This is a genomic window from Brenneria izadpanahii (assembly GCF_017569925.1).
In the GTDB taxonomy this organism is placed as follows: Bacteria; Pseudomonadota; Gammaproteobacteria; order Enterobacterales; family Enterobacteriaceae; genus Brenneria; species Brenneria izadpanahii.
Map to the genome: position 1 here is coordinate 3,300,528 of NZ_CP050854.1, position 24,591 is coordinate 3,325,118.

Below are 24,591 nucleotides of genomic sequence, written 5' to 3' on the forward strand. Positions count from 1 at the left end.
TGCAGGCAACTTGAAATATAAACGGGTATATTCACGCTCTTTTCGGTCATGAATAATGTTAATGACGGTACGATAATAATTATTCTCCGGCAGCGGAATTTATTATTAGCGTTCTGTTTCCGTCTCTGGTTGTCATTAATGCGGCACATTCCGTGCCGCATGGCTGATTATCAATATTGCTTTATTATTTTTTCGAAATACTTTGCGCCGCATGTTCGCCGGCGATACGCCCGGAATTCAGAGCAAAGCCATTCGCCAATCCCTGATAAGGCGGATAACCCGGTACGCTGTAGAAACCGGCCGCATTATTCCCGACCGCATACAGACCGTCGATAGGCTTAAGATCCGCATTAGTGACCTGCAAATCGGAGTTGACCCGCACGCCGCCCAGGGAGCTCAGGCTAACCACCACCGCCTTAAATGCATAGAACGGTCCCTTTTCGATACCGTATGCCAGATATTCAGGCTTCTTGCCGAAATCCTTGTCCTGTTTGGCTTTCACATTTTCGTTGTAGCGATCGACGGTGGCTTTCAGGCTGGCAGGCGCGATGCCCATATGCGACGCCAGTTCGGCAATGTCCTTGCCTTTGAATATCGTGTCGCTCTTACCACCTTTGGTGCCGGCATCCGCCAGCGCGACAAAATCGCCGGGCTTAGGCGGGTTGGCCGGACCGGCTCCCGACAGCGGGAACGGCATGGCGTTTTTGCTGAAGGATTGCAGCGTAGGGGTATCGACGATGATGTAATAATTGCCGCCGACGGAATAGGCGACGTTGGCCCAGAACGCGGTATCGTAGATATGTCCTTCGTCGGCAAAACGCTCGCCGACGACATCCACCCACAGCAGCGGAGATTTCAGCAGCCAGATCAGCGGGCTGTCCAACGCCGCCGCGTCGCCGCCGCCGTGATGCGCGTCTTCCGAGGGTTCAATGCCAATCAGTTGGGCCGCATGAATCAATGCGGACTGCATATCCCATTTCGCGCCGCCGGCGGCCCAGGCCATTTCCAGCCCCTCACCCATGTTGGGCCATGCCAGCGGGAAAATGTTCGAGGTCAGCATCGCCTCATCCAGCATCTTCTTGTTCGCGCCGAAGCCGCCGCTTGCCAGAATGACGGCCTTGGCGTGTACGGTTAATTTACCGCCGTCCGCCTTTTCCGCGATCAGCCCGATCACTTTTCCTTTATCATCCTGAATCAGTGATTTACCAACCGTTTTGGTCATCACTTTACCGCCAAGTTTCTCGAAGTCGGCATACAACTTCTGATAAGCGGCCTCGCCGCCGTTTTTGATGCGGTGATACACGTCCGATTTTATCGGATCTTCAAGATGCGCCTGCTGTACCGAGCTCTGCTTGGCGTCGCGCGTCGTCGATACGATTTCCAGCTCCACGCCGTGGTTGATCATCCAATCCACCGTCGAAGCCGATTTATCGACGATCTTTTTCGTCAACGGCCCGTTGGACAAATATTGGTTATATTCCAGCAGCCGCTGCGTCAGCTCGGCGGCGGTATATTTCATGCCTTTGGCTTTTTGCAGCGACGATTCCACCGCGGTAAAACCGCTGGCCATCCGACCCGCGCCGCCCAACACCGGCATCTTTTCCACCACCAGCACGCTGGCGCCTTTCTCCGCCGCCGCCAGCGCGGCCGCCGTACCGGACACGCCGCCGCCTACGACGACGACGTCGACGCTGGTTTCCTCATCCTGTCCCTGCCTGGCGACCTTGCCCTGATAGCGCGCGACGTCCGCCCCCGCCTGAGATAAGGCATTGGCGACGGCTTTCTTCACCGCGTTGCTGGTCATCGTCGCGCCGGTCACGCCGTCCACATTCAGACTCTGGTGTTCGACAATGGCCTTGCCCACCGCCGGACCGGCTTCGCCGCCCAGCGCCGGAGTTTCCTGACTGGCATCCACCGCGATATCTTTGATGACGCCTTCGCCATCGACGGTGACCGTCACATTGACCATGCCTTCGTTGCCCTTTTCCGTGGCGCTATACTGACCCGCGGTAACCGCGGCCTGAGCCGAGCCCATCATGCCGCAGATCAACAACATCATGGCAAGCCGCCGTTTATAGGTGCTTCCTCTGTTTTTCGTTATCATAATCTCACCTTTATAGAGATGTTTTCATCATGCCAATACCGCATTTGATTCCCCGCCCTTTGTTTTCATTCGTCCAAATAGCCATATTTAATTTTTAATATCAGTGACATAAACGACAAATTCCTGTACCTCGCGCTGATATATATTTTCCCGTCGTTATTCCTGATTTTATTTTTTCGAATGATTTACGCTTTCCATACGCTACGTTCAAATGCGCTCCACAATCATCGCTACCCCCTGCCCGCCGCCGACGCAAAGCGTCGCCAGTCCCAGAGTTTTATCTTGTGCGGCCAATGCATGTAACAGCGTCACCAGGATACGGGCGCCGGACGCGCCGATTGGATGCCCCAACGCAATAGCGCCGCCGTTAATATTGGTTTTATCCATATCCAGCTTTAATTCATGGCTGACGGCGACAAACTGCGCGGCAAAGGCTTCGTTAGCTTCCACCAGGTCAAGATCGCCGACCGTTAACCCCGCCCGGCTCAACGCCTGCCGGGTCGCCGGCACCGGACCAATCCCCATCACGGCGGGATCGACGCCGCTGACGGCATAGCTGCGGATACGGGCCAAAGGCTTAACGCCATACTGTTTCGCCCTCGCTTCGCTCATCACCAACAGCGCGGCGGCGCCGTCGTTAATCCCCGATGCATTGCCCGCCGTTACTGAACCGGCGGGATCGAAAGCGGGCGACAGCTTGGCCAGGCTTTCCGCCGAGGCGTCGGCCCGCGGGTGTTCATCAACCGCAAACACCGTATCGCCCTTTTTGCTTTTCAGCGTGACCGGAATGATTTCCTGCCGAAATGCGCCGCGCTCAATCGCCGCCGCCGCCCGCTGCTGGGAAAGCAATGCCGCTTCATCCTGCTCCCGGCGGCTGATATGGCAGCGTTTCGCCACGTTTTCCGCCGTGACCCCCATGTGATAACGGTTAATGGCGCAGAACAGACCGTCGTTGACCATGCTGTCCACTACCGTTTTATCGCCCATCCGGTATCCCCAGCGCGCCTGATTAAGCAGATAGGGCGCCGCCGACATATTTTCCATGCCGCCCGCCAGCACCACGTCCGCATTGCCGGCGGCAACGCTCTGCGCGGCGAGAATCACGCTTTGCAGACCGGAGCCACACACCATATTGATGCTGGTGGCCGGCGTGGTATCCGGCAGACCGGCCTGCAGCAGCGCCTGACGAGCGGGGTTCTGCCCCAGCCCCGCCTGAAGCACGTTGCCGAAAATCACTTCCGTAACCGCCGATGACTCAAGTCCCGCCCGGCGAACCGCCTCATCCATTACCAATGCGCCTAGCTGCGGCGCGCTGAAGCTGCTCAGGCTGCCGCCGAATTTGCCGATTGCCGTTCGTACGGCGCTGGCGATAACAAGTGATGTCATAAATGCCTCGTTATAATAAGAGATACGCTTCACACTGAAATTAATTCGGCATCCAGCCGAATTAATTACCGAATGACAAAACACACCGCGTTATTTATATTTTCTTGAAATTAAAAATTCGCCGTTGATATTAAATACGCCGCTGCTCAGTGAAAATTAATTAACGGCATACTAAATCCGAGGTGAAGAAACGATACATCGGCGTCATTCTTTGCCCGTAGCGAGAACAACATCCGCGCATTTACCGAGAACGCGCCGAAGTCATAGGCCAATAAAGGCCCAGCCAGCACATGCTCCATTTTATTTCCTTCACCATAAAACCCCGGCACTGCGGACACCGTTTCCCCATTAATTTTATCGTCGGTAATTTGCCGGGTATAATTTCCAATTAATCCCAAGGTAAAATTATCGATGCGTCTGGCGGCGGTCATATCCAGATAATACGTCATGCCCGAACGGTAATCGGTTGTCTTATTAGTGGTATTCACATCCAGCAAATTATTAATCGTAATATTCCAGCCATCGGCCAGATAGGTTAATGCCAGACTCGGCTCCACCGTCCAGTAATCATTGCCGATGGCGGTGGAGGATTTCACGTTGCGTCCGGCGGTTGCATCATAGGCGTAGCGGAATTTTCCATTATCGGCATAGAGCGTCAGCCCGGTTCCCAAATAATATCCGCCGCCCAAGCTCCATGACAGGATAACCGGCGTGATGGCGGTGTTGACCATGCCGCTGCTGCGCACGACGTCACTGCCGTTTTCATCGCTGATCCGGGTCCGCGACCATTTATACGGCTGCGCAATGGCCGCGGCATAACGCGCGCCCAGCGCTTCCCAGCCCGGCACCCAGGTCAGCGCCGCCACGGAACTGATATTGGACGCCTTAATGCGCTGCCCGGCCGGCGTTCTGGCCGTTTTGCCCCGTTCGTCTTTCAGCTTTCCGCCTTCAGATGCGACATCCGCCATCAAATACAATCCCGGCGGCGGCAACGCTCCAGCGGCATTGCCCGTCGTCGCGCCGGGTTGCAGAGGGCTGATGCCCTCCGCGGCAATGGCGTGGCCGCCCATCACGGAGAGATAAAGCGCCGCCGCGCCCATCACGCGCCGAGACATCGGCTTTATATGAGTCATTCTCCGCTCCTGGTTTCCTCAACGTTCACGCTGACATCCACCGGCGTCACATCGGTCATCAAAATCAACAGAAACGCGGCGGCGCCGACCCCCACCAGCAGCAGGTAAGCGCCGGTATAACCGCCCAGATACGCCAGACCGAAAGCCAGAATGGAAAACGCGAAACAGCGCACCACGGATTGAATCGGATGAACAATGCCGATGGCGCGAACGTAGAGACGACGGGGAAACTTGGTGGCGATCAGCGCGGTGCTTAAGTTGGTGGCGCCCGGCAGGCTAAAGCCGATCATCAGCAGAGAGATCCACAGCATTACGGCATGATGGGCGAACAGGTTGATCACCACGGCTGCCATCCACCAGAGGGTATAAACCAGCAGCGCCCGTTTGACCCCAACGCGGTGATTGAGCCAGCCCCAGCCGTACGCGCCCAGCGTGCCGAACAGCGCAGACATGGTCATATAAAAGATGGCGGTGTTTAACTCATAGCCCATCTCCATCAGCCGGGGCACGATCTGGCTGACGACTCCCACCAGCATGATGTAAATAGCGCCGGTGGAGATCCCCATGAACCAGACATCCCGCATGCCCAGCAATTGCCTGACGCCAAGCGGACAAACATAGCTGTCGTGCTCGCGCACCCGCGCCCCCAGTTCAGCGGCGGTGAGCGGCTCGTTATCCGGAGCAAGGCCGACATCCTCGGGTTTATTGGCGACGAACAGCAGCACCAGTACGGCCATAATAAACATCATGACTGAGATGCCCCAGAAGCCATGAATAACCCCCAGCCAGACGAACAGCGCCGCCAGAGTGGGAACGAAGAAGGCGCTGGAAAACGTCTGCCCCACCGTACACCATCCCAACGCCAGCCCCGCTTTGCGCACGAACCAACTGGTCATGATGGCGGTGCCGCCTACATAGGCGAATCCAGTGCCGAAGAAGCAGACGCCCGCGAACAACAGCGCGAACCCGGTCAGCGAAGCGCAGTATCCCAGCAGGCCGAAGCATAGCCCGCAGGCCAAAAGACAGAAGACGATGTTGAATTTGGCGCCTTTCTTTTCACACAGCCAGGCGCATATCGGGCCGGCGGGAATCGAGGCCCAGGACGCCGGCGTCGCCAATGCCAGCAGCGCGCTGTATTCCAAACCGTAGATCTGCGATAGCGCGGGCAATATCACGTTCAGGCCGTGAGTCACTGCCCCCGCGGCAATCCAGAACATGAACGCCTGAAAGATGATAATGGTCCAACCGCGCGCGCCGAAACCGCTGCGATCGGCGACAGAAGATTGCGTATCGTCCTTGATGGAACATGCGGCCATTTTATTTAACGCGATATTATTTTTTTGCCCAGTCATAAAAGAGTGCTCCCACGGCGCGAACGGGGTAATACGGCATCGTCGCCGTTATTAGGCCTGCATAATCGTCAACCGATCGGCGACGATCAGTTGCGGTTCGACCTGACGTTGAATATCTTCAGGCGTCAATCCTTCCAACAGTTCGACCAGCATCAGCCCGTCGCGCGTGACGTCAATCACGCACTGCTCGGTTACGATATGGTCGACGCAGCCTTCGCCCGTCAGCGGATAACTGCATGATTTAACTATCTTCGGCTCGCCTTTCTTGGTGCATAGCTCCATGGTGATAATCACTTTGCGGGCGCCGTTGACCAGATCCATCGCGCCGCCCATGCCGAACACCCGGCCGGGCTGCGCCCAGTTGGCCAAATCGCCGTTCTCCGCCACCTGCAACCCGCCCAGCACCGTCGCCGCCAGTTTGCCGGCGCGCACCAGGGCGAAGGATTCGGCGCTGTCGAACGCGCAGGCGCCGGGCACCGGCTCAAAACGCAACGCGGTGGCGTTGGAGAAACCTTCCACCGCCAGCAGCCCGTCGACCAGCGGCCCCATGCCCACCAGGCCGTTTTCGGTATGGAACATGACGCCGCGCGGCGCATAGTCGCTGCATAGGCTGGGAATGCCGATGCCGAGATTGATGACGTCGCCGTCCGCAAAATATTGCGCGGCGCGCTTGGCAATTCTGTCTCGTGCGTTCATAACCGTTCTCCTTGCAACGTCAGGATCTTGTCCACATAGGCGCCGGGGGTGATGATGCTGTCGACGCCGAGCTCATCCACATCCACCAGCATGTCGGCATCCACCAGCGTCAGGCGGGCGGCCTTGGCGACCAGCGGATTGAAGTTGCGCATGGTGCCACGATAGGTCAGATTGCCGAGCGGATCGGCGGTGCGCGCGCGCACCAGGCCGATATCCGCCTGTAGCGCCGTTTCCAGCAGATAACGCTCGCCGTCGACCATGACGGACTGCTTGCCTTCTTCCACCATCGTGCCGATGCCGGTTTTGGTCAGCACCCCGCCCAGCCCCGAACCGCCGCAGCGCATCCGTTCGGCCAGACTGCCCTGCGGCACCAGTTCCAGTTCAATCTTTCCGGCGGCGACCAGCGCCACCGTTTCGGTGTTGCGCCCGATATGCGACGCAATCAGCTTGTCCACCAGGCCGTGATGGATAAGACGGCCTATCGTGAGATCCGCGTCGCCGGAGTCGTTGGAAATCAAAGTGAAGTGGCGCGCGCCGCTGTCGATCACGCACTGAATAAGCCGGTTAGGCACGCCGTGGTTGGCGAAACCGCCGCACATTAACGTTTGTCCGTCCTGAAACAGGCCGGTAATTTCATCGGTTGAAGCGAATTTTCCCAGCATCATCATTCCCTCGTCAGCAGGACCGCCACGCCCTGACCGCCGCCGACGCAAAAGGTGATGACGGCGTTGTTCAGATTACGGCGTTGCATGTCATAAACGGCTTTGGTCGCCAGAATGGCGCCGCTCCCGGCCAGCGGATGTCCCAGGGCGATCGCCCCGCCGTTCGGGTTAACCCGATGCGGATCCATGCCGATATCGCGGATACAGGCCAGCGACTGGGCGGCAAAGGCTTCGTTCAGCTCCCACAGGTCGATGTCATTGACCGTCAGGCCGGTCTGTTGCAGCAACTTGGCCGTCGCGGGCACCGGACCCAGCCCCATATAGTTGGGATCGACGCCGGCGGCGGCATAGCCGCGGAATACCGCCAGAATTTCCCGCCCCTGCGCTTGCGCCAGCGAACGCTCCATCACCACCAGCGCGCCCGCGCCGTCGCTCATCGGCGAGCTATTGCCGGCGGTGACGACGCCATCGTCGCAAAAGCAGGGACGCAGCGAGGACAACGCCTCCAGCGAGCAATCCGGACGCACGGATTCATCGCGCTGAATCACGATTTCCCGCCCTTTTCGATCCGGCAGCGAAACCGGCGTCACCTGTCCGTCAAATAGCCCCTTCTGCCAGGCGTCGGCGGCCAACCGATGGCTGCGCAGCGCAAATTCATCCAATTCGCGGCGGCTCAGTTCATAGCGGCGGGCGATGTTTTCGGCCGTGATGCCCATAGACGGATTGCCCAGCCGATCCGGCGAGGTATGAATATCCACCCAGCGCGGCGGCTGTACCGAATACGCCGTTTCCGTTTTTTCCATCGACCAGGTGCGCCTGGAATCGCTTTCCACGCCGCCGACCACCACGGTTTCGGCGAACCCGGCCATAATCTGAATCGCGCCATAGGCCAGCGCGTTCAGCGACGCGGCGCATTGGCGGTCAAGCGTAATGCCCGGCACCGTAATCGGCAGCCCCGCTTCCAGCGCCACCATGCGCCCCATATTGTTGATTTCGTTGTTCATTAAATTGGCAAAGATGACGTCATCAATGCTCTCTGGCGCGATCCCGGCGCGGCGCACCGCTTCCTTCACCGCCTGCGCGCCCAGCCTATGCGCCGGAACCGGCGCCAATACGCCGCGGCACCTGCCGATCGGCGTGCGAACCGCCGAGACAATCACTGCTTCTTTCATAATCTTTCCCCGATAAACCGCATAAAGGGATAACTACAGAGGACGGATCCCCAGCATTTTTCTGGCGCTGGCCGGCGTGGCGACCTGTTTGCCGAACAGGCGAATGGCCCGCGCGGCGCGTTCCACCAACTGTGGATTGGTGGCTTTTACGCCTTTGCTGAAATAGACGTTGTCTTCCAGGCCTACCCGCACATGTCCGCCCAGCGCCAGGGTGGCGAACAGAATCGGCAGATGGTGTTTGCCGACGCCAAAGGCCGACCAGGTGGCATCGGTTGGAATATGCGAAACCAGATAGTTCAGGTTCTCTACCGTGGCGGGCATCCCCCCCGGCACGCCGAGACAGAATTGATAGTGAAGCGGCGAGCGCAGTTTGCCCTGCTCGACGAAATAGCCGGCGACGCCCAGCATGCCGCTGTCGAAGATTTCCACTTCCGGCTTGATCGCCCGCTCGGTGAGAATTTCCCCCAGTTTGCCCAGGAACTGCGGAGAGTTGACGAACACGCCGCCGGGCATCCAGTTAAATGACCCGGCATCCCAGGAGGCCATTTCAATCCCGTCCAGCCGGGAAACGTGTTCCATCCGTTGCGCGTCGCTGGCGCGATGATCGCCGGAGGTGGTGCAGTTGATGATCACGTCGCAGTCATGGTAGCCGCGCAGCAGACGCAGGGTTTCAGCGAACTTATCGCAGTCCATGGTGCCCATGCCCCGATCGTCGCGCATATGAAGATGCACGATGGCGGCGCCCTGCTGCCAGCAGCGGTAAGCATCTGCGGCGATCTCTTCCGGCGTCAGCGGAATGTGTTCATTGATATCTTTTGGCGTTACCGCGCCGGTCAGCGCGGCGGAAATAATGACGTCGTTGCCTGTGTTCATGGATTTTCCCCGTTCACAGTTTTTATAATTGTTAAATCAATAGGTTGCCTATACCCATCTGCCACTCTGACGGCGGCGGGCGTTAAGCCGCGCGGCTATCGGATTGGGCGACCGCACGTGCGATCGCCGCTAACAAAATGGCTATGGCGCTGACGTATACAGCAAAGTCAGTCGAGGCCGTCAGGCGCTCACTTGATTTCATCTTCCTCCTGCCCGCCGCCGATCCTTGGACGAATAACCTTGCCTTTCTTCTCGGCGGCCTTAACGAGCTCGGCCTCTTCATGGGCCAACATCCAGTAGTTGGCTTCGTGCGGGGAGTGCTCGGTGGCGGTCACGAACATTTCGGTGGCGAAGGCGTTGCGCAGTTCGTTGGCGATATCCTCCTTCCAGGCTTTACGCAGTTGCTGCGTGGTGATGCGGCGGGTGACGCGGGTGCCGGTGCGCATAATCAGTTCGGCGATTTCCCAGGCGCGGTCATAGGCCGCTTCCGCATCGGGACAAATTTCGTTGACCATGCCGAGGGAGAGCGCCTTACGCGCGGTGATGATTTCGCCGGTCAGTTCAGCGTAGGCATAACGTTTGCGCCCCATCAGCTCGCGCCAGGCGATTTGAATACCGTCGCCGGGCACCATGTTGGTGCGGAAGTGCATCTCCGTGGTCCATGCGTCTTCGGTACACAGGGTGATATCGCTGAACAGCACCAGGTCGGTATGGAAAGCCGCGCCGTTCCATACGCCGATGGTGGGAACCTCAACATCGAAGACCTGGCCTTCAATGTCGTTGGTGCCGTCATAGTACTGATATTCATACATTTTCCATGCTTCATCCGGCGCTGAAGCGAACTCGGTGGCCGGAAGCCAGTTGCCGTTTTCATCCAGCCGGCCGATGCCTTTCATAAAATCCTTACCGGTGCCGCCAAGAATGATGATTTCGTTATCCGGATCTCTTCCGGCCCAGTCGAAGAAATAATGAAGAGCCTGGTGCGCAGGCGCGCCCCACTGTAGGCTATCGCCATTGGTATGCAGACGCGCTTCAAGAATTCCATTTTTCCGCTTCATGGTGAAACAGTGTTTTAGCTTTTCCGAATATTCTTCGAAAGGCATATGGGGAATAGTTCCCAATTCCTTATGTGACATTTCTTTGCGTTTATCGTGATCGGACTCGTAATTGGCTTTAATCACCATGATTTATTTACTCCCATATTTCTTTATTGGCATTTATTAGAAGCGACGTCGATTTAAGTGATGTAATTCACATTTTACCTCTGGAGCTTCCAGACAATAAAAACGTAGCATCGCCCCTATAACGGGAGAAATTCTTTTTATTTTCGCGCCTATGCATTTTTTACATAACCATTTGCAAATTGGCGCTATTTTTATTTTTTTATCCTTAAAAAACAAATAGAAGCATGGGGATAAAACAATAATTGATAATATAAAAAACCCTAATCGACGGCGATTAATAATATATTAATGAGACAGAGGTCACATTTAATTACCGCACGCCATTATTTCAATTTTTTCGCGGTCAAGTTCTCTCTCAGGGAGCAAAGATGCATGCCGTCAGACAAAATGGCGGAGAGTCCAGAATTGCGGCTGATTAATAAGATAAGGTAATGAAATAAGCGGGGTAGGTTTTATGAGCAATATTCAGGAGAGAGTGTTTTATTATTAAAAAAACATTTAAATTCATTTAGGAATAGCGGAATACAAGGGTTGGTATTTTTATTGTCCCACACCAATTCCAGATTAAACCAATAATCATTCTCCACTATTTCCAGCAAGACGCTATTCGGACCGACTAAGTACCCCCGGTGTTTGGGCATCACTAAAGCGACCTGTTCCCTGAACTCCAGATTAAAACAGCAGGTTTTCAGATTGGGATATTCCTTATCCAGATTAAAGGCAATGCCGTAGCAATCAAAAAATCGGGTGCTGTATTCTTCGGATAACAGAAACTCGCGCGGATCGACGCGAATAATCGGCCATTTGCTGACCTCTCTTAATGATACCTGGGATTTTCCGGCCAGCGGATGATTCTTGTTCACCACCACGCACAGCGAGTCGGTTTGAAACGGCAAAGCGTTAAATTTTTTATTTTCCAAGAAGTTAGGGCGAACTAAAAAGCCCAGATCGCAGGTGTGATCTTCCAGAAAAAGCAACGCTTCATCCAACTCGCTATCACGGCATTCCACCATGATATCGGGGTGATTTCGTTGGAACTGGGTTAATAGCTCAACCAGCACATGTTGAATGGCTTCGCCCAGATAGGTGATGGTTAACCGGCGGCGGCTTTTCCCGGTAAACGCGTTGACGATGGACATAGAACTTTCATACTGCTGAATGATTTTGCGCGCCTCTCCGCATAGCAATTTCCCGGTCGACGTCAGTTCCACGCGGTGGGTATCACGCCGGAACAATTCAGCGCCGAATTGCTCTTCGAGCGATTTCATATGCCGGCTTAAAACCGGCTGGGTTATATTCATCTTCTGCGCAGCTCTGCTGAAGTTAAGCAAATCCGACAACAGAATAAATTCGTACAAAAGCTGCATTTTCATCGTTTATCTCTTCATGCCGATCTGGCGACGCCTATACCCGATCGACACTATAGCGGGATTGCGCCGCATGAAATGTGAAAGCAATCAAAGTGCATTTATCGCTGTCGCCTGATTATGTAGTTTTGACATAACAGAGGCGTTATCTTGAACAGAGCATGATATAGGCTGCTATTCTAATGTGACTGGTTTCACGAAACGAATATCCATGCGTTAACCGCCGAGCCATAAACCTTATGGGGATCCCAAATGACCAGCAGAACGATTAAATTCCAGCACCCCGCGCATAGAGATGATATTGCCGATCTATCGACGGTGCGGCCGCTTCCCGGCCCCAAGGTTGAGCAAATCGATCCTTTCCTGTTTTTGAACCATCACGGTCCCCAGGTGTATCCGCCGCATAACGCCGGCCTGCCGTTTGGCCCGCATCCTCATCGCGGTTTCGAAACGGTTACCTTCATTCTCGACGGCGAACTGTCCCATCTTGATAGCGGCGGTCATGAAAATATCATCAGCGCCGGGGGCGTACAGTGGATGACCGCCGGTTCCGGCTTGGTGCACGCGGAGCTCTCCCCCGCGTCGTTTAAACAAAACGGCGGACCGCTGGAGATCCTGCAACTGTGGGTTAATCTGCCTGCCCGGCTGAAAATGACCAAACCGGCCTATAGCGGGCTACAGAAAGAGCAGATCCCCGCAATCTCGCTTGACGACGGACGGGTAAAGGTCGATTTGGTTTCAGGCCAATTCGCGGGAACAACGGGGCCGATCGCCTCGTTGACCGATGTCTCGCTGATGACGGTCGCCATGAAGCCCGGCGGCAAAATATCATTGCCCGCGCCGCAGGGACGCAACGTGTTTTTATATACGGTCCGGGGAAATCTTGCCATCGACGGCGTACCGCTCAATCCCCAGCATTTGATTGAACTGAACGATGATGGCGATGAGGTCGGCATCACGGCGTTCACCGATGCCGTGATCCTGTATGGACACGCCGCCCCGTTAAATGAACCGGTGGTCTCGCACGGTCCTTTTGTGATGAATACGCGAGAGGAGATCTCCCAGGCCATTCGCGACTATCAGTCGGGCGCATTTGGCAAGGTTACACTCTGAGGCGCTGCGGATTTATCGTCAATGACCTAAACGCATACGCAGCGTCGCCGACGGCTTCTCGCTGAACAACCGCTGATAATCGTTGGCGAACTGGCTTAAATGCCAGAAGCCCCACTGCATCGCCGCGTCCTTTACCGTCTCACAACGGGAAAACGGGCTGATCAGCTCGCGGCGCACCGCATTAAGCCGAATCATTTTCAGCCAGGCATTCGGTCCCGCGCCCAGCACCTCGCAGAAGGCATTCTGCAGCGTCCGGCGGCTAACGAACAGTTCCCGGCACAGATCGGGAACCGTTACCGGCTCCGACATCCGGCTCAGGGCGTATTCGCGCGCGCGCGTCACCAGCCGCCGGTAGCCGATGCGCCGGTCGGTTGTCTGGGAAGGCGCCGGATAGGCGCTTTCCAGCAAATCCACCACCGCCGTCAGCAGATTATCGTTCAACACCTTGCTGGCGCCGGCGCTCCGCATCCCTTGCGGATCGTGACTGCCATACCACAACGCCTGATGGATGAAAGACCACAGCGCCGCTTTTCGGCCGCGTTCCACCATCAGAGCCGACGGCTCTTTCAGCAGCCGGAAGAACTGCTCCTGCTCCGCCAGCATTCCGGTATGCTTAAGCAGCACCTCATACGAAATTACGACGCCCAGGATCGCATACTCGTTCGGCGTATTCAGCTCGAACTCTTTACCGCCGGGGCTCAGCGCGATACTTCGTTCGTCAATGGGCTGTGAACCGATGGATCCCATATCGCCGCGCGCGACGGGGCTCCCCAGCCAAAACGCCTCCGGCCACACCATGCAGGATTGTCGCAACGCCAGATTGGTGTATTCATGGCAGAATTGAATGCCGTCGAACAGCAACTCCGTCAATTCGCCCCGGAAATGCCCAGGATGAACCTGATCGTAAAGCTGCTGCCACGCCGTAATGGCGCAGGATTGCGCGTAGACATCCTGCGTATGATGCTGATGTACGTTCTCATCCTCGGTCAACGATGCCAGTTTTATTTCCGAGGGATAATTCATGGCATCGAGAGAATGCAGATTGGGGCGTTTTTTAGTCATCGCACGCTCCTCGACAATTACCGTAACGATATCCACAACATTGCCGACCGCCGCTATCCGGCATGGATAACGATACTCTATGTCATATTCGGGCGAATTAACGTGACGCCGACGATACCCTCGCACCATCGGCGCCGCCTGACCAACGCCCGATGCGCTTTGCCGCCGCGGCGGCCCGCCGGCCGTTTGGCCCGCCTCCCCCTTTCGGGGCGCGGCCCCAATCCGCGGCAGGAGGATTGGAGCCATTAACGGCCAGAGGCCCGGTGGCCGCGGCCTGCAATATGCCGGCCGCGGCGTTCCTCGTCTAACGCCTCACACGATACGGAACATATCCACCATCACACAGCGGCGGCGGCGGACGAAGGTACTGGCCGAGGTTACGCCTTCCCCGGTCGGCGTTGATATGGTCATTGAAGTACAGCCTTCGCCGCCCAATCCCAGACCGGCGATGCAGGGGCCGTTCTTCACGAAGATGCTGGTATCAATGATGCTCGCCATACTATGCATATTGTTGACATTCGTAGAGTGAATCGCGGCGGTATGATGGCGGCCGCCTTCCAGCTTCACCGCCAAATCAATGGCTTCCTTCACGTTTTTGGCGCGCACGACCGGCAATACCGGCATCATCATCTCGGTGACGGCGAACGGATGCGCGGCGTCGGTTTCCGCCAGCAGCAGGCGCGTTTGTTCGCCGACATGCAGGCCGATGCCCTGCGCGATTTTCGCCGCATCGCGCCCCACCCATTCACGGCTGACCACGCCCTTGCCGTTTTCGTCGATATCCGTCAACAGCATCGGCAGCAACTGCCCTACTTCGCTGTCGCTCAACAATACCGCCTGATAGCGCTGCATTTCCGTCAACAACGCATCCGCCACGCTCTCTACCACAATCAGCACTTTTTCATCGGCGCAGATGATGTTGTTATCAAAAGACGCGCCGCGCACGATAGAACGGGCGGCCCGCGCAATATCCGCCGTTTCATCCACCACGACCGGAGGATTGCCCGCGCCCGCGGCGATTAGACGCTTATCGGTGTGCTTACGCGCCGCTTCCACCACCGCTTCGCCGCCGGTCACCACCAACAGGCCGATTCCGGGATATTTAAACAACCGTTGCGCGGTTTCGATATCGGGATTCGCCACGCTGACCAGCAGATTTTCCGGGCCGCCGGCCGCCACGATAGCCCTGTTCAGCAGGTTGATCGCATGCAGGGAGACTTTTTTCGCCGACGGATGCGGCGCGAATACCACGCTGTTGCCGGCGGCGATCATGCTGATGGCGTTATTAATCACCGTCGCGGCCGGGTTGGTGGAAGGCGTGACCGAGGCCACCACGCCCCAGGGCGCATTTTCAATCAGGGTCAACCCGTTGTCGCCGGTCAGCACTTCCGCGGCCAGGCACTCCAGCCCCGGCGTGCAGCGCGCCTGAGACACGTTCTTAGTATATTTATCGATGACCCGGCCCATTCCTGTTTCGGCGACGGCCATCTCGGCCAGCACCTGCGCATAACGCTCCCCGGTCTGGCGAATGGCATCAATCACCCGCTGACGCAAAGCCATGCTGTTCAGCATCTTCTGCGCCATCGTCGCAGCGTATACCGCATCGTCCAGCGAGTCGAACACGCCGGCCTGCGGTACATGCGCTGCTTTTTCGGTCATTAACTGTTCCATACTCACTTTCCTCTTAGTTATGCGGTTATGCCGTTTATTCCAACCGTGGACGGCGAAAAGTACGGATGTTGATTAACTCGCGTCCTCTTACGACATCGCCCAGACCGCACGCCGTTAAAACACGCCATTCCTGGCGGGAAACGGCTTGCCGTGCACCGTCCGGGCAGGCCATGAGAAACATCAACGTAATCGGCCTGCTGAATGAACGCCTGAAGAATCCGTTCCGTTTCATCACGTTTCCTCATTGCCTTGAAAGCGATTCTGGCAACGATTTGCAAAAGGAAATAGCAAATTTCGGCAAGGGGAATGAAAGATTGAAGTGGATCACTTAAATAACGGCGTTTAACCGCCGATGGTCTGATGGATGAGGGGCGTTAAGAAGGGCGATCGGCGCGATCGCCCGATAAAAACCATGCCGCGTCATCGCCCGATGCGCGCGGCGATGGCCGCTGCGGGCCTACGCCGCGCTCAGCAACTGCGCCAGCACGGTTTCCATTTCGCCGAGCAGTTGCTCGGCATCACTTTGCGAAAAGACCAGCGGCGGACGAATTTTCAGTATGTTCGCCGAGAATCCCGTCGCCGAGATCAGCACCCGGCGCTCGCGCAGTCCGTTGACAATCGCCGCCGCCAATTGCGCGTCCGGGGTTTTCTGCTGCGGATCGCTGACCATCTCAACGCCGATGTACAGCCCGCTTCCCCGCACGTCGCCAATCTGCGGATAGCGCCGGGCCAGTTCGCGCACACCGTCGCGGATAAAACGCCCGACCCGGAGGGAGTTTTCCTGCAATCCTTCATCGCGGATCACGTCAAACGTTGCCTGTGCGGCGGCAATAGCCACCGAGTTGCCGCCGAACGTATTGAAGTAGCGCTGGTCGCGGCCGAAACGTTCGACGGCTTCGTGGGTGACGGCCACCGCCGCCACCGGATAACCATTGCCCATCGGTTTGCCCATGGTAATGATATCCGGATCGATGCCGTGACGCTGAAAGCCCCACAGCTTCTCGCCGGTGCGGGCGAAACCGGATTGCACCTCGTCGGCGATAAACAACCCGCCGGCCTTGCGCACCACCTCCGCCACCGGCGCCAGCAGGTCGGTAGGATCGGTATAGATGCCATCGGACGAAAAGGCCGAATCGGCGATAAACGCCGCCAGCCCTTCGCCATGTCGCTGTAATTCGTCGATCTGCGCGGCCACCTGCGCCGCCATCCGCTGCCCCATCTCCGCGCGGGAGAGACGGTAGGAATCCGGCGCCGGCACGCGGCGCACCCAGGCGCCAAGCGCCGAATGAACGCCCAGCGACGGCGAGATGCCGGCGGTAAGGAAAGAGTTGCCGTGATAGGCCTCAGAGGTGATGATCACCCCCTGCCGCCCGGTATAATGCCGGGCGATGCGCAAGGCCAGATCGTTGGCCTCAGATCCGGTGCAGGTGAACATCATATGGCCCTGCTCCGCTATCCGTCCGCCGAACGTCGGCAGCAACTGCTCGGCAAAATCCAGAATGCCGTCCTGAATATAGCGGGTATGGGAGCAAAGCCGCCGCATCTGGTTGCTAACGGCGTCGGCGACTTTCGGATTCGCATGTCCCACCGAAACGACGTTATTGTAGGCATCCAGATACTCATTGCCGTTGCGGTCGTACAGTCGCACGCCCTGGGCGCGGCTCACCTCCACCGGATGCTGGTAAAAAAGGCGATAGGCCGGGCCGAGCAGCCGGATACGCCGCTCGATGGCGGCGCGGTCGGCGGCATCCAGATGATCAAGATCGTCGGGATTAAAAGCGTTGACCATTTTACCGCGGCGGACATGGGAATCAGTCATGGTGTTCTCCTGAATACGGGATCATCGACATAAAAGTTTGCGCAAGCGTGTCGCTGGGCCGGTCCAACAGCCAGGCCAACTGCCCCCACCCCGGCTCCGTATTGCGCAGAATATACCGGGCGTTGTCGGGAAAACGCTGCGCCCGCCATAGCGTAATCAGCGCCCGTGCAATCACCCGCCCCATCACCAGATGGGGCAACAGCGCCAGTTCTTCGCGGCTAAGCGACGCCTGACGCAGATAGCCGCGCAGCAGATCGCGGCCGGCGGCGAACAGGTCGTCGGGCGGGTTGTCGGCGGCATCCCGCGGCAGCTGATTGAGCAATGCGGTGGATACGTCAACGGCTACCGCGGTATACACCGTATCGCCGAAATCAATGATGCCGGTGACGAAATCGCGGCGGCCGGGATCAACGATAATATTCGACTGGCTGAAATCATTATGCAATACCTGGCAGCGCAACGCCCGGATACGATCCGAAAAACGCAGAAAGCGCGCCATGCCGCGTTCCAAAAGCCGCCTGCGCCCGCTATCCTCCACCGTCGCCAGCAGCGGTTGCAGGCTCGCCAGACGTTTCACGTCCCATAACAGCGCGCGGCGAGCCGCCGGATGTTCGAAGCCCGCCATCGCCAGCCGCAGCCGGGCCAGCGTCTTTCCCACCTGCTCCCGCTGCCGGGCCGACGCGGCCACGCTATCCAGCGGCGTCCCGTCCAGATAGGTTAACAGCCGCGCGCATCGCCGCTGGCCCGCGCCGTCCGTTATCTCCGCCATAGCGCGGCCCTGCGCGTCGGGAATAACCGCGGGCACCGGCAAACGGCTGTCCGCCTGTTGCAGATAATTCAACAGATCCGTCTGTAGCGCGATCTCTTCCGCCGGTTCGGCGGGATTGGCGACCTTCAGAATATAGTGCCGTCCGGCCATATCCGTCAGCCGGAACGTATCATCCTTTTCGGTGGCCAGACGTCTGACCTGCCCCTCTATGCCAAAGTGATGACGGGCAAGCCGCAACGCTTCGTCATCCCCCATGCTGATGAATTCGGCGGCTAAATCGTTGCCCGCCAGCGTGATAGCAATGTCATCGGAGTGTGTCGCCATAGCCCGTTATTCCGTATTGAATCCTACATTGCCGATTGTCGACAATAAGGCGTGATAAAGCAAGCGGAGAGTCGACAATCGCCAATTCCCACCTATATAATTTGGTTATCACTGATTCCCGATGCGCCGATAATGAAAAACTCCCAGTTAAAACCGCTGACCAAAAGTTCGATAGAAAGCCAAACCACCGACAGCCTGCGCAGCTACATTCTCTCCGGCGCGGTCAGGCCGGGCGATCGGCTCACCGAAACCGCGCTGGCCGAACAGCTTGGCGTGGGCCGGGCGACCGTCAGGAGCGCCTTCCAGCGCTTATCGGGAGAAGGCATTCTGGTGCAAATTCCCTATACCGGTTGGGAAGTCACCTCGCTGTCCATCCAAGACGTCTGGGAGCTGTGGACGCTGCGCGGCAGTCTGGAAGGGCTGGCGGCCAGGCTGGCGGCGGAACAGGACTCCCCGGCGCGGCGCAAAACCATTGAGCTGGCCTACCAGCGGCTACGGGACGATTGCGCGGCGGGCGATATGGACGACATCAGCGAAAGCGACATGAATCTGCACCGAGCCATCGTCGACGCCGCGGGGCACACCCGGCTGGCGCATCAGTACAAACTGGTGGAGCAGCAGGTTCGTCTCTACATCGCAACCAGCAATGCCTACGCCTCCGACGGCCCTTCCGATATCCTTTCCCAGCACGCGCCGATGGTGGAAGCGCTGCTGGCGGGCGACGGACAGCGCGCCTCGCAGGAAGCCTGGCTGCACAACGAAACCGAAGGAAAGCGGCTGTCCGAGTGGCTGCGCCGGCAAAGTTCCCCGGACGCCGCCGGCTGACGCGCCCTATATGGCTTAATCGTCAGACGCGACGCCGGCTATCGGCAAACGGGGAGTGCGCGCTTCGATATCGGCCCCCGCCGCCAGACACAGATCCTCGCGAAAGCGCCCCGCCACTATCTGTATGCCCAATGGGGTTTGGTCGGGCAGATAACCGGTGCACAGGCTCAGCGCGGGCAGACCGGTGACCGGCAGGCCGATCATCGGCAACTGCGAACGCCAGACGTATTGATAGGCTTCCTCCCCCTGCAAATCCAGATCGTTGGCGAAAGGCAGCGATGCGCTGACCGGCAGCAGCACAACCGGATACTCTTGTAGGAAGGCGGCCCATTCACGGGCAATCCCCAGCCGCCGCGACAGCGCGCGGGAGAAATCCGTAATGCCGATCTGCTCGGCGATCGCCTTTTGTCCGGCCAATGCGGTGATAGCGCCGGGATCGCCCTCCTGCTCCGCCGCCGCGACCATGCCGTCATAGCCGTCGCCCATCCACAGCGTAATCTGGATCGCGACCGCCTCTTCCAGCGAGACCAGTTCATCCACTTCATCGACGATCCAGCCCGCGTCGCGCAGCTTGTCAGCCGATTCCAGCAGAGCCTGACAAATTTCCGGCGCGGTGTCGATGCCGTCGGGGCGCAGACAAACCGCGGCGCGGCGCGGCATATCCGGGCCGTTGAGCGGCGCCGGCACCCACCAGGGATCGTCGGCGCTGCCCACCGACATCGCCTTTAGCGCCAGCGATAAATCCGCCACGCTGCGCGCTATCGGCCCGGACACCGCCATAATCTGCCCGCCGATGGTGCGCTCGGCGCCGGAGGCGTTATAAGCGGCGATACGGCCGAACGACGGGCGCAGGCCGTGAACCCCGCAGGCATAGGCCGGATAGCGAATTGAACCGGCGATATCCGTACCGTGGCCGATGGCGGCTATCCCCGCCGCCACCGAAGCGGCCGCGCCGCCGGACGATCCGCCCGGCGTTAGGGCGGCATTGCGCGGATTCAACGTGGCGCCGTGCAACTGGTTGTTGGTAAACCAGCGATAGCTGAACGCCGGCGTGTTGGTGCGCCCGACGGTCAGCGCCCCGGCCGCCAGCAGGCTGGAAACCACCGGATTATTGCGGGCGGCGATCAGATTTTTTTGCGCTTTCAGGCCGTTGGTATTGGCATAGCCGGTTTGGTCCACGTTGACTTTAATCGTAACCGGCACCCCGGCCAGCGGCCCGGCATCCTCGCCGGCGGCCAGCTTTCTGTCCACTTCGCGCGCCTGCGCCAGCGTATCTTCCGGGCGATAATCCACCACCGCATTGATGGCGGGATTCGCATCCTCCAAACGTTGCAGACAGGCTTGCGCGACGTCTCTGGCGCTAATGTCGCGCAGTTGAATCAAGCTGGCGATTTCGTTCGCCGACAGTTGCCACAGTTCGGGTATATCTTTCATACAGGTTTCCTTGTTTCATCGCAGAAAAGCATCGGAGACATCAGCAGACTGCGGCTGACGCGCCCGCCGGACAGAAATTCTGAAAATCCCAATCCCGTCCGGGAGCCGCGTCAATCAGCGCGCGCGTATAGCTGTGGCTGGGCTGGCTCAGTACCCTGACGGCATCGCCGGCTTCGACGATCTCTCCCTTTTTCATCACCACGATGGAGTGGCAGATTTGCGCCGCCACCCGCAGATCGTGAGTGATAAACAGGATGGCGACGCCGGTGCGCTGGCGAATCTCCTCCAGCAGAGCCAGCACCTGCGCCTGCACCGAGACATCCAGCGCCGAAACCGCTTCATCCGCCACCAGTACGTCCGGCTCCATCACCACCGCGCGGGCGATGCACAGCCGCTGGCGCTGGCCGCCGGAAAACTGATGGGGATAACGTGACATGATATCCGCCGACATTCCCACCAGCGTTAAGGCGTTGGCGGCCGTCTCCAGCGCCTGCCGGCGGGATACGCCGAAATTGATCAACCCCTCGATCAGCGAATCCCCCACCGTGCGGCGCGGATTAAGCGAGCGATAGGGATCCTGAAAGATAAACTGTATTTTGCGCCGCAGCGCGCGCATCTCCCCGGCGCGGGTTTTCACCAAATCGGCTTTGCCCAACATAATGCTGCCGCCGGTCGGTTCCTGTAACCGCACCAGACAGCGCGCCACCGAAGATTTGCCGGAACCGGATTCGCCCACGACGCCGAGCACTTCGCCGCGGCGAATGCGGAAGCTGACGTTATTGGCCGCCACCACGCGCCGGGTGGTTCCCATGAATTTTTTCTCTTCGTAAACTTTATCCAGCCCCGCCACTTCGATGGCCACCGCCGTGTCCGGACGGGCGGTATGCCGGGGCAGCAGGCTGGGCACCGAGGAAACCAGCATACGGGTGTAGTCCTGCGCGGGCCGGACCAGAATGTCGTCGCGGCTGCCGCTTTCCACCAGCGCGCCGCGGTTCATCACCACGATACGATCGGCAATCTCCGACACCACGCCAAAATCGTGGGTGATAAACACCACCGCCGTCTGCTGGCTGCGCTGCAACTCTTTAATCAGCGTCAGGATCTGCTTCTGCGTGGTGACATCCAGCGCGGTGGTCGGTTCATCGCAGATCAGCAGCCGCGGTTTAAGAATCAGCGCCATTGCGATAACGATACGCTGGCGCTGTCCGCCCGACAGTTGATGCGGGTAGCTGTGATAAATACGCTCAACGTCCGGCAGATGAACCGAGGTCAGCATCGCCATAATCCGGCCTTTACGCTCATGCCCCGACAGCCGGGTGTGAATACGCAGCACCTCATCGATCTGCTTGCCCACGCTCTGCACCGGGTTCAGCGCCGTCATCGGCTCCTGAAACACCATGCCGATCGTGGACGCCCGCAGTTGACGCAGGCGCGAAGGCGCGGCTTTCACCACATCCTCGCCGTTCACCAGAATAGCGCCGCCGGTGACGGTCAACGCGCCGGCGGGCAGCAGCCCCATAATAGCCAGCGACGTTACCGATTTTCCTGAACCGGACTCGCCGACGACGCAGACCGTCTCACCGGCGTAAACCTGATAGGACACGTTCTCCACCACCGCTCGTCCTTCGCCCGCTGCGCCGGTTTTCACGGTGACCGACTGTACGCTCAGCACCGGACTACGGTCTTGCTCCGCCTCAGAGGATTGAATTTGCGACATGGGTTCTCCCGTCGTTGTAAACATGCGTCGTTATAAACTTGAGCCGTAACCGCCGTTTCCGTTACAGCCGTTTCGCCATACGGGGATCGAGCGCATCGCGCACCGCGTCCCCCAACACATTCACGCTCAGCACCGTCAATGAAACCAGGATCCCCGGATAGAGGATCATGCCCGGCAACATCATGAAATAGACCCGGCCATCGGCCATAATATTGCCCCACGACGGGATCTCCGGCGGGATGCCGGCGCCGAGGAAGCTCAGAATCGCTTCGGTCAGAATGGCGGAAGCGAAGATATAGGTTCCCTGCACGATCAGCGGCGCCACCGTGGACGGCATCATATGCCGCCACATAATGACCGGCGCCGGCGTGCCGAGAATCGTCGCCGCCTCCACGTAGGACTCGCTGCGCACGCCCATAATGACGCTGCGCACCATCCGCACCACGCGCGGAATTTCGGGAATGGAGATCGCCACCAGCACCGTAAACAGACTGGCTCCCGACAGGGAAACCAGCGCAATCGCCAATAAAATGCCGGGAATGGCCATCAGGCCGTCCATAATGCGCATCGCTATGGCGTCCACCAGCCGGAAATAACCGGCGACGACGCCAATCGCCAGCCCGATAACGACGCTGATGCACACCGCGCCCAATCCCACCACCAGCGACTGGCGGCCGCCGTACGCCACGCGGGCGAAAATATCGCGCCCCAGCGCGTCGGTCCCCAGCCAGTGCAGCGCCGAGGGCGGCTTGAGCCGCTGAGAGGGATCGATGTCAATCGGGCTGTAGCTGCTAATCCAGGGGGCCAGCAGCGCCAGCGCGACAACCAGCAGCAGTACGGTGCATCCCAGCATCACCGGCCAGGTCATCAGGCTGGCGCGAATCTGGGCGGACAACCCGCCCGGCGATGCGGACGAAACAATCGCGGTCTCTGAACTCATCGTCAATCTCCTGTTCGGCTCAGTAACGGATACGGGGATCAATCAGGGCATAGAGCAGATCGATAACCAGATTGATCACGATATACAGCGCGGAGAAGATCAGAATCAGCGCCTGAATAATGGGATAGTCGCGCGCCTGTACCGACTCCAGCACCAGCCGCCCCAATCCTGGGATATTGAACACCGACTCGGTGACCACCACGCCGCCGATCAGCATGGCGATGCTGACGCCGATGATGGTGACGATCGGCACCGCGGCGTTGCGCAGCGCATGGTGGATCAGCACGCCGCTCTCTTTCAGGCCTTTGGCGCGCGCGGTGCGGATAAAATCCTCCCCCATCACTTCAATCACGCTGGTACGCACGATGCGGGCGATCAGCGCGATGTAGGCCGTGCTCAGCGCCAGCGTCGGTAAAATCAGCCGTTCGAAAAACGGCCACAGCCCTTCGGCCGGCGGACGGTATCCCTGCACCGGCAGCCAGCCGAGCCAGCGGGAGAAGACCAGGATCAGGGTGTAGCCAAAAATGAACACCGGCACCGAAAAACCGATCACCGAACCGGCCATGATCAAACGATCCAGGGATTTTCCCTGCTGCCAGGCGGCCACAATCCCCAGCGGGATAGCCACGGCGATAGCCAATACGATGGTGGACAGACACAGCGCCAGCGACGGGCCGAAGCGATCGGCGATCATTGACGATACCGGCGTGCCGGAGATAAGCGATACGCCCAAATCGCCGCGCAGCAGTCCGCCCGCCCAGATAAGAAACTGTTGCAGCATCGGCTTATCCAGCCCCATGGCGGCGCGGATGTTTTCCAACTGTTCGGGGGTGGCGCTGTCTCCGGCCAGAATCAGCGCCGGATCGCCAGAGGTAACGCGCAGCAGCATAAAGACGATAACCGCGACGATACACAGTACCGGCAGCGTCGCCGCCAGGCGTTGCAGAATGAATCTTGGCATAGTGAGTTACCTGTCGTGTCGGAAACG

Annotated in this window: 21 protein-coding genes; 3 read left to right on the forward strand and 18 right to left on the reverse strand. The window is 58.5% G+C overall.

Annotated features, from left to right (window positions below; translation table 11 throughout):
• Positions 1-184: 184 nt before the first annotated feature.
• The 10 genes from HC231_RS14785 to HC231_RS14830 form a co-directional block, all read right to left on the reverse strand.
• The gene (locus HC231_RS14785) at positions 185-2,104 is read right to left on the reverse strand and encodes an FAD-dependent oxidoreductase (RefSeq protein ID WP_208227374.1); all 1,920 of its coding nucleotides are present in this window, start codon (positions 2,102-2,104) and stop codon (positions 185-187) included.
• A gap of 207 nt (positions 2,105-2,311) precedes the next feature.
• The gene (locus tag HC231_RS14790; protein WP_208227375.1) at positions 2,312-3,490 is read right to left on the reverse strand and encodes an acetyl-CoA C-acetyltransferase; all 1,179 of its coding nucleotides are present in this window, start codon (positions 3,488-3,490) and stop codon (positions 2,312-2,314) included.
• 146 nt (positions 3,491-3,636) lie between these two features.
• Entirely contained in the window at positions 3,637-4,623 is a 987-nt protein-coding gene (locus tag HC231_RS14795; RefSeq protein WP_208227376.1) for a SphA family protein, read from the reverse strand.
• Positions 4,620-5,975, reverse strand: coding sequence for an MFS transporter (locus tag HC231_RS14800; RefSeq protein WP_208227377.1), 1,356 nt, complete (start codon positions 5,973-5,975; stop codon positions 4,620-4,622). Before HC231_RS14800 ends, HC231_RS14795 begins: the two co-directional genes overlap by 4 nt.
• A 51-nt stretch (positions 5,976-6,026) precedes the next feature.
• The gene (locus HC231_RS14805; RefSeq protein ID WP_208227378.1) at positions 6,027-6,671 is read right to left on the reverse strand and encodes a 3-oxoacid CoA-transferase subunit B; all 645 of its coding nucleotides are present in this window, start codon (positions 6,669-6,671) and stop codon (positions 6,027-6,029) included.
• Complete coding sequence (locus tag HC231_RS14810; RefSeq protein ID WP_246494844.1) at positions 6,668-7,333, reverse strand: 3-oxoacid CoA-transferase subunit A; 666 nt, start codon at positions 7,331-7,333, stop codon at positions 6,668-6,670. Before HC231_RS14810 ends, HC231_RS14805 begins: the two co-directional genes overlap by 4 nt.
• 2 nt (positions 7,334-7,335) lie before the next feature.
• Positions 7,336-8,505: a thiolase family protein gene (locus tag HC231_RS14815; RefSeq protein WP_208227379.1), complete on the reverse strand. Its 1,170-nt coding sequence runs from the start codon at positions 8,503-8,505 to the stop codon at positions 7,336-7,338.
• A gap of 33 nt (positions 8,506-8,538) precedes the next feature.
• Positions 8,539-9,378, reverse strand: a complete 840-nt coding sequence (locus HC231_RS14820) for a beta-keto acid cleavage family enzyme (RefSeq protein WP_208227380.1) — start codon at positions 9,376-9,378, stop codon at positions 8,539-8,541.
• A gap of 188 nt (positions 9,379-9,566) precedes the next feature.
• Positions 9,567-10,562 carry an enoyl-CoA hydratase/isomerase family protein gene (locus HC231_RS14825; RefSeq protein ID WP_208227381.1) on the reverse strand — a complete coding sequence of 332 codons (996 nt, stop codon included), beginning with the start codon at positions 10,560-10,562 and terminating at the stop codon, positions 9,567-9,569.
• Positions 10,563-11,014: 452 nt separating this feature from the next.
• Complete coding sequence (locus tag HC231_RS14830) at positions 11,015-11,935, reverse strand: LysR family transcriptional regulator (RefSeq protein WP_208227382.1); 921 nt, start codon at positions 11,933-11,935, stop codon at positions 11,015-11,017.
• A 246-nt stretch (positions 11,936-12,181) separates the two neighbouring features.
• Here HC231_RS14830 and HC231_RS14835 point away from each other — a divergent pair, with 246 nt between their 5' ends.
• Complete coding sequence (locus tag HC231_RS14835) at positions 12,182-13,042, forward strand: pirin family protein (protein WP_208227383.1); 861 nt, start codon at positions 12,182-12,184, stop codon at positions 13,040-13,042.
• Positions 13,043-13,060: 18 nt separating this feature from the next.
• Here the strand turns inward: HC231_RS14835 and eutR are convergent, their stop codons facing one another.
• A complete protein-coding gene (gene eutR, locus HC231_RS14840; protein WP_208227384.1) occupies positions 13,061-14,104 on the reverse strand; it encodes an HTH-type transcriptional regulator EutR in 1,044 nt (347 codons plus the stop codon).
• A 312-nt stretch (positions 14,105-14,416) separates the two neighbouring features.
• Positions 14,417-15,775, reverse strand: a complete 1,359-nt coding sequence (locus HC231_RS14845; protein ID WP_208227385.1) for an aldehyde dehydrogenase family protein — start codon at positions 15,773-15,775, stop codon at positions 14,417-14,419.
• A 65-nt stretch (positions 15,776-15,840) separates the two neighbouring features.
• Here HC231_RS14845 and HC231_RS14850 point away from each other — a divergent pair, with 65 nt between their 5' ends.
• Complete coding sequence (locus HC231_RS14850) at positions 15,841-16,107, forward strand: hypothetical protein (protein ID WP_208227386.1); 267 nt, start codon at positions 15,841-15,843, stop codon at positions 16,105-16,107.
• Positions 16,108-16,232: 125 nt separating this feature from the next.
• On the opposite strand, the gene HC231_RS14855 is transcribed toward HC231_RS14850, so the two are convergent.
• Both HC231_RS14855 and HC231_RS14860 read right to left on the reverse strand, forming a co-directional pair.
• Complete coding sequence (locus HC231_RS14855; RefSeq protein ID WP_246494519.1) at positions 16,233-17,594, reverse strand: aspartate aminotransferase family protein; 1,362 nt, start codon at positions 17,592-17,594, stop codon at positions 16,233-16,235.
• Complete coding sequence (locus HC231_RS14860; protein ID WP_208227387.1) at positions 17,587-18,687, reverse strand: phosphotransferase; 1,101 nt, start codon at positions 18,685-18,687, stop codon at positions 17,587-17,589. The genes HC231_RS14855 and HC231_RS14860 overlap by 8 nt, the downstream gene beginning before the upstream one ends.
• 132 nt (positions 18,688-18,819) lie before the next feature.
• Here HC231_RS14860 and HC231_RS14865 point away from each other — a divergent pair, with 132 nt between their 5' ends.
• Positions 18,820-19,512: a GntR family transcriptional regulator gene (locus HC231_RS14865; protein ID WP_208227388.1), complete on the forward strand. Its 693-nt coding sequence runs from the start codon at positions 18,820-18,822 to the stop codon at positions 19,510-19,512.
• Positions 19,513-19,527: 15 nt separating this feature from the next.
• Here the strand turns inward: HC231_RS14865 and HC231_RS14870 are convergent, their stop codons facing one another.
• The 4 genes from HC231_RS14870 to HC231_RS14885 all read right to left on the reverse strand — a co-directional run bounded on the left by HC231_RS14870 (position 19,528) and on the right by HC231_RS14885 (position 24,564).
• Positions 19,528-20,946 (reverse strand): amidase family protein, encoded by a 1,419-nt coding sequence (locus tag HC231_RS14870; RefSeq protein WP_208227389.1) that lies wholly within the window; start codon positions 20,944-20,946, stop codon positions 19,528-19,530.
• A gap of 40 nt (positions 20,947-20,986) precedes the next feature.
• Positions 20,987-22,663: a dipeptide ABC transporter ATP-binding protein gene (locus tag HC231_RS14875; protein ID WP_208227390.1), complete on the reverse strand. Its 1,677-nt coding sequence runs from the start codon at positions 22,661-22,663 to the stop codon at positions 20,987-20,989.
• A 61-nt stretch (positions 22,664-22,724) separates the two neighbouring features.
• Complete coding sequence (locus tag HC231_RS14880; RefSeq protein ID WP_246494521.1) at positions 22,725-23,603, reverse strand: ABC transporter permease; 879 nt, start codon at positions 23,601-23,603, stop codon at positions 22,725-22,727.
• Between the two features lie 19 nt (positions 23,604-23,622).
• Entirely contained in the window at positions 23,623-24,564 is a 942-nt protein-coding gene (locus HC231_RS14885; RefSeq protein ID WP_208227391.1) for an ABC transporter permease, read from the reverse strand.
• Positions 24,565-24,591 lie beyond the last annotated feature (27 nt).